Source organism: Lutibacter flavus (assembly GCF_900188355.1).
Classification (GTDB): domain Bacteria; phylum Bacteroidota; class Bacteroidia; order Flavobacteriales; family Flavobacteriaceae; genus Lutibacter; species Lutibacter flavus.
Genome location: NZ_FZNX01000003.1, coordinates 349,779 through 368,388, shown reverse-complemented (window position 1 = coordinate 368,388; position 18,610 = coordinate 349,779). Strand labels below are relative to the sequence as shown.

General features: G+C 30.1%; 11 protein-coding genes. 9 read left to right on the top strand and 2 right to left on the bottom strand.

Annotation, left to right across the window (positions count from 1 at the left end):
* The 8 genes from CHB63_RS10580 to CHB63_RS10545 all read left to right on the top strand — a co-directional run bounded on the left by CHB63_RS10580 (position 1) and on the right by CHB63_RS10545 (position 11,597).
* A complete protein-coding gene (locus CHB63_RS10580; RefSeq protein ID WP_089378424.1) occupies positions 1-969 on the top strand; it encodes an alpha/beta hydrolase in 969 nt (322 codons plus the stop codon).
* A 3-nt stretch (positions 970-972) separates the two neighbouring features.
* The gene (locus tag CHB63_RS10575) at positions 973-3,357 is read left to right on the top strand and encodes a glycoside hydrolase family 31 protein (RefSeq protein ID WP_089378423.1); all 2,385 of its coding nucleotides are present in this window, start codon (positions 973-975) and stop codon (positions 3,355-3,357) included.
* Positions 3,354-5,021, top strand: a complete 1,668-nt coding sequence (locus CHB63_RS10570) for an alpha-amylase family glycosyl hydrolase (protein WP_089378422.1) — start codon at positions 3,354-3,356, stop codon at positions 5,019-5,021. The genes CHB63_RS10575 and CHB63_RS10570 overlap by 4 nt, the downstream gene beginning before the upstream one ends.
* A 12-nt stretch (positions 5,022-5,033) precedes the next feature.
* On the top strand, positions 5,034-7,154 hold the full coding sequence (locus CHB63_RS10565) for a glycoside hydrolase family 97 protein (RefSeq protein ID WP_089378421.1): 2,121 nt from the start codon (positions 5,034-5,036) through the stop codon (positions 7,152-7,154).
* Between the two features lie 9 nt (positions 7,155-7,163).
* Complete coding sequence (locus CHB63_RS10560) at positions 7,164-8,522, top strand: alpha-amylase family glycosyl hydrolase (RefSeq protein WP_089378420.1); 1,359 nt, start codon at positions 7,164-7,166, stop codon at positions 8,520-8,522.
* A 164-nt stretch (positions 8,523-8,686) separates the two neighbouring features.
* The gene (pfkA, locus tag CHB63_RS10555; RefSeq protein WP_089378419.1) at positions 8,687-9,673 is read left to right on the top strand and encodes a 6-phosphofructokinase; all 987 of its coding nucleotides are present in this window, start codon (positions 8,687-8,689) and stop codon (positions 9,671-9,673) included.
* 29 nt (positions 9,674-9,702) lie between these two features.
* Complete coding sequence (gap, locus tag CHB63_RS10550; protein WP_089378418.1) at positions 9,703-10,707, top strand: type I glyceraldehyde-3-phosphate dehydrogenase; 1,005 nt, start codon at positions 9,703-9,705, stop codon at positions 10,705-10,707.
* A 29-nt stretch (positions 10,708-10,736) separates the two neighbouring features.
* Positions 10,737-11,597, top strand: a complete 861-nt coding sequence (locus tag CHB63_RS10545) for an N-acetylglucosamine kinase (RefSeq protein ID WP_089378417.1) — start codon at positions 10,737-10,739, stop codon at positions 11,595-11,597.
* On the opposite strand, the gene CHB63_RS10540 is transcribed toward CHB63_RS10545, so the two are convergent.
* Together CHB63_RS10540 and gldJ are read right to left on the bottom strand one after the other, a co-directional pair.
* Positions 11,583-12,842, bottom strand: a complete 1,260-nt coding sequence (locus CHB63_RS10540) for a UDP-N-acetylmuramoyl-tripeptide--D-alanyl-D-alanine ligase (protein ID WP_089378416.1) — start codon at positions 12,840-12,842, stop codon at positions 11,583-11,585. The genes CHB63_RS10545 and CHB63_RS10540 overlap by 15 nt on opposite strands.
* Before the next feature lie 63 nt (positions 12,843-12,905).
* On the bottom strand, positions 12,906-14,615 hold the full coding sequence (gldJ, locus tag CHB63_RS10535; RefSeq protein ID WP_089378415.1) for a gliding motility lipoprotein GldJ: 1,710 nt from the start codon (positions 14,613-14,615) through the stop codon (positions 12,906-12,908).
* 163 nt (positions 14,616-14,778) lie between these two features.
* On the opposite strand from gldJ, the gene porU reads away from it, so the two are divergent.
* Positions 14,779-18,582, top strand: a complete 3,804-nt coding sequence (gene porU, locus CHB63_RS10530; RefSeq protein WP_089378414.1) for a type IX secretion system sortase PorU — start codon at positions 14,779-14,781, stop codon at positions 18,580-18,582.
* Positions 18,583-18,610: the final 28 nt, after the last annotated feature.

Here is an 18,610-nt window from a genome sequence, read left to right as displayed (position 1 = left end):
ATGAAAGCTTTTAAAAGTATTATATTTATTACATTAGTTTTAATATTCATTTCTTGTAAAGAAAAACAACAAGGGGCAACCTTAGAAACTAGTATAGAAATTTTAGATTATTCTGGAGAATTAAGTTCAGGAATTATCAAAAGAATTGACAGCTTTCCATCAAAATATGTGCGTCCAAGAACTGTTGATGTTTGGTTGCCAGAAAATTATTCAGACAAGCAAAAATATGCAGTTTTGTATATGCATGATGGTCAAATGTTATTTGATGCTGAAACTACGTGGAATAAACAAGAATGGAAAGTTGATGAGATTGTTGGTGGTTTAATTTCAGAGGGGAAAATAAAAAATACAATAGTAGTTGCAATTTGGAATCATTCAGACATTAGACATTCAGATTATTACCCACAAAAACCATTTAATTTATTACCACAAAAATTTAGAGATTCCATTTTTTCTGAAGGTCAAAAACAGTTTGGTACATCTTTTAAAGAGTTACAATCGGATAATTATTTAAAGTTTATTGTTGAAGAAGTTAAACCTTTTATTGATTCAACATTTTCTGTTTATAAAAATCCGGAAAACACTTTTATCACAGGTTCTAGTATGGGTGGATTAATATCAATGTATGCATTATGTGAATATCCCAAAATATTTGGCGGAGCAGCTTGCTTATCTACACACTGGCCAGGTTTTATGCCGCAAGAAAATTCAATTGTTCCTGAAACATTTTTTAAGTATTTAGAAAAATCTTTACCTGCTTCAAAAAGACATAAAATATATTTTGATTATGGTACCGAAACATTGGATAAGTTTTATTTACCGTATCAACATAGAGTAGATGAAATATTGAAAAAGAAAGGGTACGATAAAACTAAGGCTAGAAATTTAAAATTTGAAGGTCACGATCATTCTGAAAATTCATGGAACCAACGCTTTCAAATTCCTGTTGAATTTTTACTAAAAAAATAATAAATGAATATTTTAAAGTTAAATATTATTCTGTTTTTATTTTTAAGTTTTGTATTAAAAGCACAAAATAGTGATAGGCAATTGATTAGTTTTTCAGAGAAGGAATCTCATATTGAGGTAAAAACCAATGATGGATTATATGTAATAAAACCTTATTCTGAAAAAATAGTAGAGACTTCTTTTATTCCTAATGGAGAAATTTTAAATTCAAGTTCTCACGCAGTTGTTTTAAAACCAGTTGCAGTAAATTTTAGAATTTCTCAAAATGAAAATTCAATCAGTTTAAAAACAAAAGGACTTTCAGTTGAAATTATAAAATCGCCTTTTCAAATATCTTATTTCTATAATGGAAAATCGTTGATTTCGGAAAGAAAGGGATACGTTAAAAATGATGAAAATGAAGTTTTAGACTTTAACTTAACTTCAGAGGAACTTTTATTTGGTGGAGGTGCACGTGCTTTAGGAATGAACCGAAGAGGATATAGATTGGAATTATATAATAAAGCTCATTATGGTTACGAGACACATTCGGAATTAATGAATTTTACAATTCCATTAGTATATTCTTCAAATTTATATGCTGTTCATTTTGACAATGCACCAATTGGTTTTTTGGATTTAGATAGTAAAAAAGATAACTCTTTACAATATGAAACTATCTCTGGTAGAAAAACCTATCAGGTTGTTGCAGGTGATTCTTGGTTGGATTTAATAAATCAATATACAAGTTTAACTGGAAAGCAACCGATGATTCCTCGTTGGGCTTTAGGTAATTTTTCAAGTAGATTTGGTTACCATTCACAAGAGGAAACAATTAATACTATTGATAAATTTTTAGAGGAAGAAATTCCTGTTGATGCAATCATTTTGGATTTATATTGGTTCGGAAAAGATATAAAAGGAACAATGGGGAATTTTGAATTTGATAAAGATTCATTTCCAGATCCTAAAAAAATGATTGCTGATTTAAAAGAAAAAGGCGTTAAAACTATTTTAATAACGGAGCCATTTGTTTTAACAACATCAAGTAAATGGGTTGAAGCTGCTGAGAAAAATATTTTAGGTTTTAATAAAAAGGGCAAGCCTTATACATACGATTTCTATTTTGGAAATACTGGTATTATAGATATCTATAATCCACTTGGGAAAGAATGGTTTTGGAATATTTATAAGAAATTTACAGATTATGGCGTTGCAGGCTGGTGGGGAGATTTAGGAGAGCCGGAATTACATCCTTCAGATTTATTGCATGCTACAGGAACTGCCGATGAGGTTCATAATATTTATGGACACGATTGGGTAAAACTGATTTTTGAAGGGTATCAAAAAGACTTTCCAAAACAGCGTCCGTTTATTTTAATGCGTGCAGGATATTCTGGTTCGCAACATTATGGAATGATTCCTTGGTCTGGAGATGTAAATAGATCTTGGGGTGGTTTGCAATCGCAAGTTGAAATTGCCCTGCAAATGGGAATGCAAGGTTTAGGCTATATGCACTCAGATTTAGGAGGTTTTGCAGGTGCTAATTTAGATGATGAATTATATACACGCTGGTTACAATATGGAGTTTTTCAACCAATTTATAGACCCCATGCACAGGAGGAAGTTCCTTCTGAACCAGTTTTTAGAGAGCCAAAAACGAAAGCGTTGGCAAAAAAATCAATTGAATTACGTTACAGATTATTACCATATAATTATAATCTTGTTTTTGAAAATAATCAAAAAGGAACTCCTTTAATGAGACCTTTGTTTTTTGATAATGCAACTGATAATAATTCTTTAAATAACGATAAAACTTATTTATGGGGTGAGCATTTTTTGGTAAGTCCTGTTGTGAAATCAGGAATAGAAAACCAAAAAGTTACATTTCCTCCAAATTCAAATTGGTATAATTTTTATACCGAAGAAAAAATTGAAGGTGGACAAACGAAGATAGTTCAGTTAAATGCAGAAAGCATTCCAACCTATGTAAGAGGAGGTGCTTTTATTCCAATGCTTTCAAAAATTAAAAATACTGCAGAATACAAGTTAGATAATTTTGATTTACATTTTTATTTTGACAATGCCGTTAAAGAAAGTGAAGATGCGGTTTATAATGATGATGGTGAAACCCCAAATGCATTTGAAAAAGGAATGTTTGAACTAATTAAATTCGAAAGTGAGTTTAAAAAGAATTGTTTAAAAATTGAAATAGAGACAGAACTTGGAGATAATTTTGAGTTTAACTCAAAAGAAATCAATTTAATAATTCACAATATTTCAAAAAAACCAAGAAAAGTAAAAGGTCATAACTTTATATGGAATGCAGAGAATAACACGTTAAAGATTCCGGTCTTACTTAATAAACCTTCAGAAAAAATAATAAAAATAAAATTCTTTAAAGAATGAAAAAATACGCAATTATATTTATAGCAGTAATTTTAGTCGCAAGTTGTAAAGAAAATAAACAAGAAATGGCTTCAACAAAACCAATTAAGGAAGTTCCATTTGTATGGGAAAATGCAAATATCTATTTTTTATTAACGGATCGATTTAATAATGGAGATTCATCTAACGATGTAAATTTTAATAGAGTAAAAGAAACTTCAAAACTAAGGGGGTTTGAAGGTGGAGATATTATTGGAATCACCAAAAAAATTGAGGAAGGTTATTTTTCTGATTTAGGAATAAATGCAATTTGGTTAACACCAATTGTGGAACAAATTCACGGTGATGTTGATGAAGGAACAGGTGCAACTTATGGTTTTCACGGATATTGGGCTAAAGATTGGACAACTTTAGATCCAAATTTTGGAACTAAAGAAGACTTGAAAAACTTAGTGGAAATCGCTCATAAAAACGGAATTAGAATTGTGTTGGATGCTGTTATAAATCACACAGGACCGGTGACAGAGATCGATCCAGTTTGGCCAAGTGATTGGGTTAGAACAGATGTACAATGTTCATATAAAGATTATGAATCTACCGTAATGTGTACCTTAGTTAAAAACTTACCGGATATTAGAACAGAAAGTAATGAGAATGTTGAACTTCCAAAGCAATTAATTGAAAAATGGAAGGCTGAAGGCAGATATGATCAAGAAATAAAGGAATTAGATGAATTCTTTGCTAGAACGGGTTATCCAAAAGCTCCACGATTTTATATTATGAAATGGCTGACAGATTATATCAGTGAATTTGGAATTGATGGCTACAGAGCTGATACTGTTAAACATACCGAAGAAGGTATTTGGGGCGAATTTAAAAATGAATGTGAGTATGCTTTTGAACAATGGAAATTAAGCAACCCTACAAAAATATTGGACGATAACAAGTTTTATATGGTTGGTGAAGTGTATAATTATAATATTGGCGGAGGTCAATTTTATGATTTTGGAGATAAAAAAGTAAACTATTTTAAAAATGGATTTAATGGTTTAATCAATTTTGAATTTAAGTGGAATGCTGCACAAAACACGTATGAAGAATTGTTTTCTAGATATTCTAATATCTTAAATGATCAGTTAAAAGGGTTTGGAGTTTTAAATTATGTAAGTTCTCATGATGATGGCTCTCCGTTTGATAAAGATAGAACTAAACCATATGAATCTGCAACCAAATTATTATTATGTCCGGGAGCATCACAAGTTTATTATGGAGATGAATCTGCCAGAACATTAATTATTGAAGGGACAGTTGGTGACGCAACCTTACGTTCTAATATGAACTGGGATGCAATTGAAAATAATCAAGAAACAAAAAACGTTCTTGGACATTGGCAAAAATTAGGAAAATTCAGAAACAACCACCCTTCAATTGGTGCTGGAGTTCATAAAATGTTAAGTGAAAGTCCGTATGTTTTTACAAGAACGTATTCTAAAGATAGCTTTTCAGATACTGTTGTAATTGGATTGGATTTAAATGAAGGAAAAAAAGAACTTAAAATTGAAAATGCATTTGAAGAAGGCGCTATTTTAACAGATGCTTATTCTCAAAAAGAAGCAAAAGTATTAAATGGTATTGTAACTATAGATTCACCATTTTCAATTGTATTATTAGAAATTAAAAATTAAATATAAATCAACATGAAACTTTTAAAATTTAGCATACTGTTATTGAGTTTAGGAGTGCTTTCCTGCACTAGTTCTAATAAGACGGAAACAAAAATTACATCTCCAGATGATTCTCTAGCTGTTGAATTTATTTTAACCGATAAAGGAGAGCCAACCTATCAAGTTACCTATAAAAATGAAAATGTTATTAATACTTCTAGCTTAGGATTTGATTTAAAAGATGCACCTTCATTAAAAGAAGGATTTTTTATAAATAATTCTACAGTTAGCAGTTTTAATGAAACATGGGAAATGCCTTGGGGAGAACAATCTGAAGTTATAAATAATTACAATGAGCTTAAATTGGAATTGCAAGAAACAGGTGATTTAAAGCGAAAAATAAACATTGTTTTTAAAGTTTATAATGACGGTATTGGATTTAGATATGAATTTCCTGAACAAGAAAATCTTTCAGAAGTATTTATTACTGATGAAAATACACAGTTTAATTTAACAGGAGACCATAAGGTTTTTTGGATTCCTGGAGATTGGGATATTTATGAGCATTTATATAGTACAACTCAATTTACAGAAATTGATGCAAAGTCAAAAGCAAATCATAATGATTTAGCACAAACATCTATTCCTGAAAATGCGGTAAATACGCCAGTAACAATGAAAACTGATAAAGGATTGTATTTGAGTTTTCACGAAGCCGCTTTGGTTGATTATTCAGGCATGACATTAAAAGTTGATAAAGATAATTTATCAATGGTTAGTGAATTGGTAGGTTCAAATAATAATGATTATAAAGTTAAAAGAACAGTTCCTTTTACAACACCTTGGAGAACAATTCAAATAAGTGAAAAAGCAGGTGATCTAATTGAATCAAAATTGATTGTTAACTTAAATGAGCCGAATAAATTAGGTGATATTTCGTGGTTTAAACCTACAAAATACACTGGAATTTGGTGGGAAATGCATTTAGGGAAATCTACTTGGGATTATAGTGGGAATCAGGATATGACTTCTTTTACAACAGATGCGAAACCTCATGGGAAACACGGGGCAACTACGGAAAATGCAAAAGCATTTATAGACTTTTCAGCAAAAAACAATATTGGAGGAGTTTTAGTTGAAGGTTGGAATACTGGCTGGGAACATTGGATAGGTTTTGAAGATAGAGAAGGTGTTTTTGATTTTGTAACTCCTTATCCAGATTACGATTTAAAAGAAGTAGTGCGTTACGGAAGAGAAAAAGGAGTGGAGATTATTATGCATCATGAAACTTCTGCAGCAACTGAAACCTACGAAAAACAACAAGATACAGCTTATTCTTTAATGCAAAGTTTAGGAATTCACGCTGTAAAAACTGGGTATGTTGGTAAAATATTACCAAAAGGAGAATTTCACCATGGGCAATATATGGTAAATCATTACAACAACGCCGTAATTAAAGCTGCTAAGTATGAAGTAGCAATTAATGCTCACGAGCCAATTAAAGCAACAGGATTGCGTAGAACATATCCTAATACAATTTCAAGAGAAGGATTACGCGGACAAGAATTTAATGCTTGGGCAAGTGATGGAGGAAATCCTCCAGAGCATTTACCTATTGTAGCGTTTACAAGAATGTTGGCAGGCCCAATAGATTTTACACCTGGAATTTTTGATATAAAATTTGATAAATGGAAAAAAGACAATCAGGTAAATACAACTATTGCTCAGCAATTAGCGCTTTATGTAGTTATATATAGCCCTGTACAAATGGCGGCTGATTTGGTTGAAAATTACGAAGGAAATCCTGCACTTCAGTTTATAAAAGATGTTGGTGTAGATTGGGAACAATCTAAAGTATTAAATGGTGAAATAGGAGATTTTGTAACTATAGCCAGAAAAGAGAAAAATTCAGAAAATTGGTTTGTTGGAGGAATTACAGATGAGGAAGCAAGAGAAATGGAAATAAATTTTGATTTTTTATCTCCAAATACAACTTATAAAGCTGTAATTTATGAAGACGGAGAAAATGCCCATTGGGATAACAATCCAACAGCAATAAATATCAGAAAAATAGAACTTACAAATCAATCAAAACTAATTATGAAATTAGCCGCTGGAGGAGGTTTCGCAATAAGTTTAAAACCAACAAAATAAAATAAAATAATGAAAAAATTAATCTATTTATTAGTAGTTATAATCGTTTTAATTTCTTGTAAAACAGAAAAGAAAGAGAACATGAAAGAAGAAATCAAAACAGTAGCATCAATATCTGATGAAGATTTGGAGACAGCAATAATTTATGAAGCAAATATCCGTCAATATTCAGTTGAAGGAACTTTTAATGAATTTACTAAAGACATTCCTCAATTAAAGGAATTAGGTGTGAAAATAATATGGGTAATGCCTATTTACCCAATTTCTACAACAAAAAGTAAAGGGACATTAGGAAGTTATTATGCTATTTCAGATTACACAAAAGTAAATCCTGAATTTGGAAATTTAGAGGATGTAAAAGCATTGGTAAAAACGGCACATGAAAATGGAATGTTTGTAATTTTAGACTGGGTTGCAAATCATACAGGTTGGAATCATGTTTGGTTAAAAGAACATCCGGAATATTATACAAAAAATGAGGCTGGAGAAATTACACATACTGTTGGAACTGATTGGACAGATGTTGCAGATTTAAATTATGATAACCAGGAAATGCGTGCAGAAATGTTGGAGGACATGAAGTATTGGGTAAATGAAGTAGATGTAGATGGGTTTAGATGTGATGTTGCAGGAATGGTTCCAGTTGATTTTTGGGAGCATACAGTTGCAGAACTTAAAAAAATTAAACCTGTTTTTATGTTGGCAGAAGCTTGGGAATCAAATTTATTAGAAAATGCTTTTGATATGAATTATGGATGGGACACGCACCATAGGATGAATCATATTGCTAAAGGCGAAGAAAATGTAAAAAATTGGGACGCAAGAATGGCGCAAATAGACACTTTATATGCAGATGATGATATTTTAATGAACTTTGTTACTAATCACGATGAAAACTCTTGGAATGGGACTGTAAAAGAGCGTATGGGAGATGCTTCAGAAGCAATGTTGGCTTTATCGTATTGTGCACCAGGAATGCCTTTAATTTATAGTGGTCAAGAATATGATATGAATAAAAGATTATTGTTTTTTGAAAAAGATACTATCAATAAACAAAAAGGAAAAGTTTGGCCTTTAATGCAAAAATTAGCAGAATTAAAGAAAAATAATAAAGCATTAAATGGAGGGAAAAATGCAGCTTCATATTCTAAAATTCAGTCTTCAGATAATGAAAATATTTTAATTTTTTCAAGAGAAAAAGAAGGTGATAAAATTACTTTTATGGCAAACTTATCTAAAAATGATGTGGAATTTACTTCAGAAAAAGAAGGAGAATCTGTCGATTTTTTTACAAATGAAAAAATTAACTTTTTGAAAGATAAAAAAATATTTTTGAAAGCTTGGGAGTATAAAATATTTTTTGATTAAATTTATCGTAAATAACTGAAAGTTAGTTTTCTATTCGGATTTTTTAAACCTCTAAAAGCACTTGTTTTTAGAGGTTTAAGAGCGAAATCGTTTTAGTTAAAATTGTGTAGATTTGTAGGATGAAATAGCATTACAAAGTACCTTTGAATAATTAATTTTAACCTATGAATGAACCAATATCAAAGATAGCAGTTTTAACTTCTGGAGGAGATGCTCCAGGAATGAATGCAGCAATACGCGCAGTTGTTAGAGCTTGTACATATTACAGAGTTGATTGCGTTGGTGTCTATAGAGGATACCAAGGATTAATAGAAGGAGATTTTAAAGATCTTTCAGCAAGACATGTAAGCAATATTATAAATAAAGGAGGAACGATTTTAAAATCGGCTAGATCCAAAGATTTTTTTACTGAAGAAGGCAGAGAAAAGGCATACAACAATTTAAAAGAGAAAGGCGTTGGAGCTTTGGTTATAATTGGTGGTGATGGAACTTTTACCGGAGGGCTAAAATTTATTCAGGAATTTAATTTTCCTGTAATTGGTATTCCTGGAACAATTGATAATGATATTTATGGTACAGACAGAACTATTGGTTATGATACAGCCCTAAATACGGTTGTTGAAGTAATTGATAAAATTCGTGATACTGCCAGTTCTCATAATAGATTATTTTTTATTGAAGTAATGGGACGTGATGCAGGATTTATTGCTTTAAATGCTGGAATTGGTGCAGGAGCTGAAGAAATATTAATTCCAGAGAAAGACTTAGGATTAGAGAGATTAGTTGAATCTCTTAAAATAAGCAAAGAAAAAGGAAAAACTTCTAGTATAGTTGTTGTATCTGAAGGAGATAAAATTGGTAAAAATGTTTTTGAACTAGGAGACCATATTAAGGAAATATTTCCAGATTATGATATTAGAGTTTCTGTTTTAGGGCATATGCAAAGAGGAGGATCACCAAGTTGTTCAGATAGAGTTTTAGCAAGTAGATTAGGAGTTGCAGCTGTTGAGCACTTGTTAGATAGATCATCTGGAGTTATGGTTGGTATTACAAACAATCAAGTGACAACTGTTGGTCTTAACAAGGCGATTAAGATGAATAACGATATAGATAAAGAATTACTTAAAGTAGCTGAAATAACTTCAGTGTAAAAATAGATTAATAGATAAAAACAATAAAAATGTCAACAATTAAAATTGGAATTAACGGATTTGGTAGAATTGGTAGATTAGCTTTTAGAGTAGCTGCAAGTAGACCAAATGTAGAAGTTGTAGGAATTAACGATTTACTTGCTGTAGATCACTTAGCTTACTTATTAAAGTACGATTCAGTTCACGGTCAGTTTGACGGAACTATTGATGTGAAAGATGGTAAATTAATTGTAAACGGAAAAGAAATTAGAATTACTGCAGAACGTAACCCAGAAGATTTAAAATGGGATGCTGTTGGAGCTGATGTTGTATTAGACTGTACAGGTATCTTTACAAATTTAGAAGGAGCAGGAAAACACATTAAAGCTGGAGCTAAAAAAGTAGCTATTTCTGCACCATCTGCAGATGCACCAATGTTTGTTATGGGTGTAAATAGTAATAACATTACTGCTGCTGATACTATTGTATCTAATGCATCTTGTACTACTAACTGTTTAGCACCAATCGCTAAAGTATTAAATGATAACTTTGGTATTGTTGAAGGATTAATGACAACTGTTCACGCTGCAACTGCAACTCAATTTACAGTTGATGGTCCATCTAGAAAAGATTTCAGATTAGGTCGTGCATCTTTAAATAATATTGTACCTGCATCAACAGGAGCTGCAAAAGCAGTAGGGAAAGTTATTCCTGAATTAAACGGAAAATTAACAGGTATGGCATTTAGAGTTCCAACTGTAGATGTATCTGTTGTAGATTTAACATGTCGTTTAGAAAGAGGAGCTCCTTTTGAAGAAGTTAAAGCAGCTATTAAAAAAGCTTCTGAAAACGAATTAAAAGGTATTTTAGGATATACTGATGAAGGTGTTGTTTCTCAAGATTTTGTATCTGAACCAAGAACAAGTGTTTTTGATGCAAACGCAAGTATGGCATTAAATGACAATTTTGTAAAAATAGTTTCTTGGTACGATAATGAATTTGGTTACTCAACAAAATTAGTTGATTTAGCTGAATACATTCACAACGTAAAATAATTTATTATTCAAGAAAAACACAATAAAAAATGATTCTAATAGCTGATGGAGGTTCCACAAAAGCAGATTGGATTTTACTTGATAAATCGGGTGAACAATTGCTTAAAACTAGAACTGGAGGGTTAAATCCAGCTGTTTCTAGTGAGGATTTAATGTTAAAACGCATTCAGGAGAATGAGGACTTATCCAAATATAAAGATAAAATTACAAATGTTTATTTTTATGGTGCAGGATGTGGTACCGAAAAACCTACGTTGCTTTTAAAATCAGTATTTGAATCATTTTTTATTAATGCATTAGTTGAAGTTAAGGAAGATACATATGCTGCAACTTATGCGGTAACTACTGAACCTGGAATTGTATGTATTTTGGGAACTGGATCTAACAGTAGTTATTTTGATGGAACAGATGTAATTAATGGAGTTCCTTCATTAGGTTTTATTTTAATGGATGAAGCAAGTGGTAATTATTTTGGTAAAAGATTAATTAGAGATTATTACTATAAGAGAATGCCGAAAAAGAGTGCAAAGAAGTTTGAAACTCAGTTTGACTTAGAGGCTGATACTATTAAAAGAAATATTTATAAAGAGAACAACCCTAATACATATTTGGCCAATTTTGCTGAATTTATTTTTAGAAACGAAAGAAATTCATATTCTGATAAGGTTCTGGAAAAAGGAATAAATGTATTTTTTAAAACTAGAATATTGACTTATAAAGAAGTTAAAACTGTACCTGTACATTTTGTAGGTTCAATCGCTTTTTTTGCTAAAGATATTATTGAGAAAGTTGCTAAAAAATATAATGTACAATTAGGTAAAATTGTTAGAAGACCAATTGATGGTTTAATTGAGTATCATAGAGAAAAATTAAAATTAGAACAAGTCTAAAATTCTTTCTAAAGCCATTCCACGAGATCCTTTAATTAAAATTGTGGAATTATTTAAAATTAAATTTTTGTTTGAAGATTTAAAATCTTCAAAATTAGAATAAATAAAAGCATTTTTTACACTAGTTGTAGAAAATGCTTTTCCTATTAAAAATACGTTGTCAAAATTAAAAGACGTCGCTAATTCAGCAATTTTCTGATGTTCAATTGCACTTGTATTTCCTAGCTCAAACATATCTCCTAAAAAAACAATTTTGTTCTTATCTTTTAATTGATTAAAGTTTTCCAAAGCTGCCTGCATACTACTTGGGTTTGCGTTGTAAGCATCTAATATTATTTTTAAATCACCCTTTTCAATTATTTGAGACCTATTATTAGTTGGAATATAAGTTTCAATAGCAGTCTTAATATGCTCTTCTGAAACTTTAAAATAATTACCAATTGCAATCGCTGCTGCGATATTGCTGTAATTGTATTTTCCAATTAAATTACTGGAAATTTGTGTTTTATTGAATTCAACAGAGACAAAAGGATTTGCATCAATAAATTTTATTTTATTTCTATTGAACTCTATAGAATCTATTCCAATAGACTGTTTTAATTGAAGCTCATCATCCGAATTAATAAAGGCTTTACCATGGTTATTTCTAAGGAATTGATACAACTCTGACTTTCCCTTAATAACTCCTTCAAAACCTCCAAAGCCCTCCAAATGAGCTTTTCCAAAATTTGTTATTAAGCCATAATTTGGTTCAGTAATAGTACATAAAAGCTCAATCTCTTTTAAATGATTGGCTCCCATTTCTACAATTCCAATTTCTGTTTTTGGTGTCATTGAAAGTAACGTAAGCGGTACACCAATTTCGTTGTTTAAATTTCCAAAAGTAGCCGTAGTTTTATACTTTTTTGAGAGCACAGCATTAATTAATTCTTTTGTAGTTGTTTTTCCGTTGCTTCCAGTTAATGAAATTATTGGAATATTAAGTTGCCTCCTGTTATAATTTGCTAATTTTTGAAGTGTAGTTAAAACATCTTTAACTAAAATTGTATTTGGTTCCGTATTATAAATTTCCTCATCAATTATAGCAAAACGTGCACCTTTACTTAAAGCCTCTTTTGCAAATTTATTTCCGTTAAAATTATCTCCTTTTAGAGCAAAAAACAAACTCCCATTTCTTATTTTTCGGGTGTCAGTATCTACTAAATAATTTTGTTTAAATAATGTATATAATTGTTCGATTTTCATAATTTAAAGATAAAAAAAACCTCATTGAATTTTCAATGAGGTTTAAATTTCAATTAAAATATTTTAATATCTTATTTTTGTAGTTGTAGGCATTCTTCTCTTATATGTCATTGGACCAATTCTGTCTGTAACACATCTGAAACCAATAAAATTTGTCGCCATATATTCTGGTAAATATCTTCTTTGTGAAGGATCTAACCAGTATTCTCTATCTTTCCAAGAACCTCCTTTATATACACGTGATTTATCACTTATTAAGGTAGTTCTTTTTTTAGTGTCATATTGTTGCTTTATAAATCCACTTTCACCTATCTCTCTTGGTTTGACTGGTGAATTATACATGCGAGGTTTAGATTCTAACTCATCTTCTTCTTTGTTATAAAATTTAGTTGAGGCTAAATCACCATCTTCTGCATCTACATTATAAGCTTTTTCATAATTATTTCTCATATAGGCATCTCGCTTTGTAACTGGCGTGTACTTTACACTTCCAGGTAGTGCTTTAGGAACAATGCGGCCATTGTCTAATGTATCATAATCAACGGTATAATTATCAGCAACAACAACTTTACCTTCAGCATCAATCATTTTTTTAGTAAAAATGTTTCCTCTAAAATAATTAAAATCATTGGCATCATTATCAATAATTGGTCTGTAAACATCAGAAACCCATTCAGCAACGTTTCCAGACATATCATAAAGCCCAAAAGCATTTGGCTCATATGATTTTACCTGAATTGTTATATCAGCACCATCATTACTCCAACCTGGAACACCACTATAATCTCCTTTTCCTTGTTTGAAGTTTGCAAGTTGGTCACCCATATAACGTTTGTTCTTATTTCTAGTATATTTACCACTCCAAGCATATTTTTTTCTACCACGAACATTATTATATTCTCTTCCTTCAACCACTGCTTTTGCAGCATATTCCCATTCTACTTCAGTAGGAAGTCTAAATTTTGCAGATAAAACTCCATCTGATATTTTTACATGTCTCCCGGTAAATGATCCTCTCGCTGCCTTTTTCTCTCCTTTTTTACGAGGCATGTTACTTGGTAAACCTTTTTTATAAATTGTTGAGTCACCATCAAAAAGAGCGGTTGGATTTAAAATATAAGTTTCTGTGTCAAAATGGTTTTTACCTTCAACTGTTAAAGAATCTAATTCAAATAAAGGTTTAAGAACACCTTTATCCATAAGAATTTTTTCATTTACTCTATTTGTTCTCCAAGTACAATATTGTGTGGCTTGAACCCAGCTAACTCCTATTACAGGATAATCTGCATAACCAGGATGTCTTAAATAATTTTCAGTCAATAACTCATTAAACCCAAGAACATCTCTCCAAACTAAAGTATCTGGAATCACAGATTCATAAATGTGTTCATAATTTACATTATTAGGAGGGAAAACTTTCTCCATCCAATCTAAATAAAATAAATATTCTGAATTTGTTACTTCCGTTTCATCCATATAAAATGAACGAACTTGTTGTTTTACAGGTGTTGTATTCCAGTCAAAAAGCACATCGTCCTGGATTTGTCCCATTGTAAAAGTCCCTCCTTCAACTAAAACCATTCCGGGAGGAGCTGTTTGACCTCTGTATCCATTTTTGGATTCTGAAAATCCAACTGCGCTTTTGTCCTTTCCACTCCACCCAGTAAGGGATACAATTTTTCTGGGATTTCTGTTATGACAACTTACAAGAGACACTATTAGTAACATAGTTATTAGTACCTTTGTAATATTTTTAATATGACTTAAGTTCATAGTAAACTTATTAGGGTTTTAAGAGTTGCAATTTACATTAAATTAATTTTTTCACAAGAAAATATTTAATTATGTTTTTTTAACGATTGTTTTTGTTCTTTATTATATGTAATGTTGTATAAAATTAAAAAATAACTTCTAATATCTAAACGTTTTCGATTTAATGAAGCAATATCAAAAAATAATAATTCTACTTTTAATTGCTTTTGGAAACGTTCTTTATGCGCAGCAAAATAATTTAAAATCATTTAATTTAAATTGGATAGACGATACTTCGTTTGTTGTAAACAAGAATACTAAAATTAGTACAGATTTAATTGAAGATAATTTTTTAGACGAAAATTTAAATCCAACTTATAATTCAATTTGGAAAGTATCTTCAAGTGATGAAGTAGTTGAATTTAATATTAAGAACATTGTTTATCAAACAGTTTCTAATTCACGTAAAAAATATAATATTGATTTTATTCCATCGGAAATCGATATAGATTTTAATATTACTAATTCAAGAAATGGATCTTATGCAGTTTTAAATTTAGTCCCATTAATTAAAAAAGACAGTCAAATTAAAAGAGTAATTTCCTTTGATTTAGAATATACTACTTCAAGTTCAAATAAAAAAACAGCAAAATACTCTTCAGTAAAAAATTCAGTTCTAGCAACTGGAGAATGGTTTAAGTTTTCCATATCTGAAACAGGAGTGTACAAAATTGATAAAGAGTTTTTAAAAGATTTAGGGGTAAATGTGAACGCTATAAACCCAAAAAATATTAAAATTTATGGAAATGGAGGATCAATGCTTCCTTTCAAAAACAGTGAATTCAGGTATGATGGTTTGCAAGAAAATTCAATTATTGTAACAGGAGAAAATGATAATAATTTTGATAATGAAGATTATATTCTTTTTTATGCAAAAGGGCCTCATTCTTGGGATTTTGGTTCCAATCCAAGTTTAAATAGTACTGGGCATAAATTCAATATTTTTTCAGATGAATCTTTTTACTTTTTAACTATTGGTGATTCAGAAGGCAAAAGAATTTCTACCCAAACACCAATAACTACTCAAAGTAATTCAACAATTAATAATTTCGATGATTTTACTTTTTTCGAAGAAGATGAGATTAATTTATTTGCTGTTGGACAGCAATGGTTTGGGGATGGGTTTAGCATAGAAAATGTACGTTCTTATACAATTCCTTTTGAAGAAATAGATGAAAATGAACCTGTTTTAGTAAGAGTTAGAGGGGTTGCGGAATCATTGCAATCTTCTCAAATGGATATTAGTGTTAATAATCAAAATTTATTTAACATAAGTTACATTGCTATAAGTGGGTTAACACATGCAGTTGCTAACGAAAATGCTGGGAGTATTAATCTAACAGGAAATTCAGTTGATGTTGAAATTTCTTTTAATAATAATGGAAACCCCGGAGCAAAAGCTTTTTTAGACTATATAGAAGTTTTGGGAAAAAGGAAATTAATTGCCAAAGATTTTCAATTTGCATTTAGAAATTTTAATCTATTAAATATAAATGGAGTATTTGAATATCAAATTGAAAATGCTTCTAAAATAAATTGGATTTGGGATATTACCAACCCAATAAGTCCACAAATTATAGAAAATCAATCTTCAAATTCTAATTTTACTTTCAAAGTAAATGGAGGTCAGTTATTAGAATATATTGTTATTCCAGAAGATGATTTTTTAGAACCGAAATTACTTGAAATAAGTTCTGTTGAAAATCAAAATTTACATAGTTTACAAAATGTTGATTATTTAATAATTACTCAAGATTTTTTAACTAATCAGGCTCAGAAATTGGCAGATTACCATTCCGAAAATTCTGGGCTAATTACAAAGGTTGTTCATTTAGATGAGATATACAATGAATTCTCTTCTGGTTCACAAGATATTACAGCAATTAGAGATTTTGTAAAACATTTTTATGATAATGCAACTACAAACCAAATTAAATATGTCTGTTTATTTGGAGATGCTTCTTATGATTATAAAGATAGAATAGAAGGCAATAATAATATTGTTCCTGTTTTTGAAGCTTTTAATAGTTTTAATTTGGCAGCTTCATTTGTTACAGATGATTTTTATGGTATGATGGATGCAAATGAAGGTGAGTTAAATTCATTTGATAGACAAGACGTTGTTACTGGGAGAATTCCAGTTTCGGATGTGATTCAGGCCGAGCAAGTTGTTGATAAAATCTTGGATTATTATCATGAAAATTCATTTGGAGATTGGCGCTCTAAAATTACTTTAATAGCTGATGACATTGATAGGTCTGGTGAAGAAATTTTGGAATTGAATATGGAAAAAATTGCAGATTCTATTTCAAAAAATAAACCTGTTTTTAATTTAAAAAAAATATATCTAGACGCTTATAACCAGGAGTCTGGATCATCTGGGAGTAGATATCCTACTGTTAATTTAGATATTGTAAATCAAATTGATAAAGGAACTTTGTTAGTTGATTATTTTGGACATGGAGGTGAAGATGGTTGGGCTGGCGAAGGTATTTTTCGATTGCCAGAAATACAAAGTTTAAAAAATCAATACAAATTACCTTTATTTATTACAGTTACTTGCGAGTTTTCTCGATTTGATAATCCTTTAAGAAAAACTGCTGGAGAGTATTTATTTTGGAAACCTAGTTATGGAGCAGGTTCATTAATTTCAACAACTAGAGAAATTTATATTAGCGTAGGGCAGGCGTTGAATGAACGTTTGATTAAGCTACTTTTAAAATTTAATAATGAAAATTTAACCATTGCAGAATCATTAATGATGGTTAAAAATCAATTTTCTACAACTCAAAGATTCTTTATTTATAGTTTTGGAGATCCTGCAATGCACTTGAGTGTTCCAGGCCCTTCTGTTAAGTTAAAAACTATGAATGGTAAGGATGTTTCTCAATCGTTAGATACTATTAAAGCCTTGTCCTATGTTCAATTTGAAGGTGATATTGTAGATCAAGAAGGTAATTTTTTAAATGATTATAATGGAGAGATAGATATTTCGGTTTTTGATAAGGAAATTATTAAATCAACTCTTGATAATGATAATAGAAATTTTGTTATGGATTTTGAAGAAATTAACAGCAAAGTTTTTACAGGAAGATCAATGGTAGAAAACGGAAGTTTTTCATTTGATTTTGTAGCCCCTAAAGATTTAAGAGTTGCCTTTGGAAAAGGTAAACTTAGTTTTTATGCATCAAATAAAATAATTGACAAAGCTGGTTATAGTTTTGATGTTACTATTGGTGGAATTAATAGCAATGCACCTGAGGATAATACGGGGCCTGTTGTACAATTGTTTATGAATGATTTAAATTTTATTGATGGTGGAACTGTTGGCAGTTCTCCAAATTTTATTGTTTTGTTAGAAGATGAAAATGGAATAAATACATCAATAACTGCAGTTGATCATGACATTGTTGCAATTTTAGATAACGATCAAACCAATCCAATAATTCTAAATGATTTTTATCAAACAGATTTAAATGATTACAAAAAGGGGAAATTAAATTATCAATTTAGAGATCTTACAATAGGTTTTCACACAATTTCTTTAAAAGTATGGGATACTTACAATAATTTAACAGAATCTTCGTTTTCTTTTTTTGTAGAGGATAATAGTGATTTAGAGTTGACTAATGTATTAAATTATCCAAATCCATTTGTTAATTATACCGAGTTTTGGTTTAATCATAACAAACCTAATGAAATATTAAATGTTCAGGTTCAAATTTTTACTGTTTCAGGAAAATTAGTAAAAACTATTAATGAAACAATTCAATCGGACGGAAATTTGAGCAGAACGATTGTTTGGAATGGTTTAGATGATTTTGGAGCAAAAATAGGAAAAGGAGTTTATGTATATAAAATTAAAGTAAAATCAAATAATTCTAATACTTCAGCTCAAAAAATTGAAAAATTAGTAATATTGCAATAAGAATTTAATAATTAATTAAATTAATTAA